The sequence below is a fragment of the Streptomyces sp. NPDC002573 genome, assembly GCF_042889625.1.
GTDB lineage: Bacteria > Actinomycetota > Actinomycetes > Streptomycetales > Streptomycetaceae > Streptomyces > Streptomyces gibsoniae.
Genome location: NZ_JBIARC010000267.1, coordinates 1 through 1,422, shown reverse-complemented (window position 1 = coordinate 1,422; position 1,422 = coordinate 1). Strand labels below are relative to the sequence as shown.

Genomic DNA, 1,422 nt, shown 5'->3' with positions numbered 1-1,422 from the left:
AGATCAAACGCCGCGTCGACGTCGTCCAGATCTTCCCCAACCCCGGCGCCCTCGAACGCCTCACCACCGCCGTCCTCATCGAGATGCTTCCCAATCTGGAAGTCAAGTCGCGTGAGCGACTGGTGGCGTGGCGGTGTAGCACCGGCGGTCACGAATGAGGGCCCACAGGACGTTGACGCGACGACGAGCCAGGGCAAGCACGGCCTGGACGTGTCGTTTGCCCTCGCGTCGCTTCCTGTCGTAGAAGCGACGCGAGTTGGGGTCACATCGGATGCTGACCAAGGCGGAAGTGTAGAAGACACGCTGCAGGGATCGGTGGTATCGCTTGGGGCGATGGAGGTTACCGCTGACCTGTCCGGAGTCTCGTGGTGCCGGCGCCACGCCTGAGAACGCGGCGAGCCGGTCCGGCGTGGGGAACGCCTCCATGCTGCCGCCGGTGGCGGCGAGGAATTCGGCACCCAGGGTGGTGCCGATGCCGGGCAGGGAGGTGATCACATCGGCGAGTTCGTGTTCGCGAAACCGGCCCTCGATGAGCTTGTCGGTCTCAGTGATCTTCTCGTTGAGGGCCATCACCTCCCTCGCCAGGGTGTTCACCATCTTGGAGATGGCCTGCTCACCGGCAACGGCCGTGTGCTGGCGCTCCGCAGCCTCGACGGCTTTGGCGGCGAGGGCTTCGGCCCGGTAGACCTTGCGGTTGCGCAACCAGGTCGCCAGGCGCCGTTTGCCCGTGCGGCGAATCGATGCCGGGCTCTGGTACCCCGTCAGCAGCACCAAGGCGCCGACTCTTCCCATGTCGAGGGCCCGTTCCAGGGCCGGAAACATGCTGTTCAACAGGGACTTGAGGCGGTTGAGTGTGCGGGTTCGGTCTTCGACCAAGTCGGAGCGGCGCTCGGTCAGCAGCCGCAGTTCGATGGCGGCCTCGTCACCGGGGCGGATCGGCTGCAGGTCCCGGCGCATCCGGGCCTGGTCGGCGATGACCTTCGCGTCCCGGGCATCAGTCTTGCCCTCGCCGCGATACCCGTCGGTGGCCCGGTTCACCGCGAAACCGGGGATGTAAACGAGTTCCTGACCGTGAGCGATCAGCAGCTCGATCAACAGAGCGGGCTCACCACCGGTCATGTCCATCGCCCAGGTCACCCTGCCACCGTCGGCGATGTCGAGAACGTCGCCGATCAGCTCCAGCAACTCGGGCTCGTCGTTGGCTACCCGGCGCGACAGCAGCGTGTCGCCCTCGGCATCCAGGACCAGGCAATGGTGGTGGGTCTTGCCGCAGTCGGTCCCCGCCCATATCCGGCTCATCGCACTCCATCAGGTCGTTCCAATCTTGCGTACCACGGACGACCTCGCCGGCATTGCTCTACACAGCGACACATTCGCACTTCCCAATCGGCGGCCGAGTCGTCGTGGGGATCCGGGCGGCCA

The 1,422-nt window shown here is 66.0% G+C and carries 1 protein-coding gene; it reads right to left on the bottom strand.

What is annotated here, in order from left to right:
• Positions 1-102: 102 nt before the first annotated feature.
• Complete coding sequence (locus ACFYX0_RS47845; RefSeq protein ID WP_388982155.1) at positions 103-1,299, bottom strand: IS110 family transposase; 1,197 nt, start codon at positions 1,297-1,299, stop codon at positions 103-105.
• Positions 1,300-1,422 lie beyond the last annotated feature (123 nt).

Bases quoted from the DNA above. Each gene is read 5' to 3' on its own strand.
- ACFYX0_RS47845 (WP_388982155.1), bottom strand. From the start codon at position 1,299: ATGAGCCGGATATGGGCGGGGACCGACTGCGGCAAGACCCACCACCAT.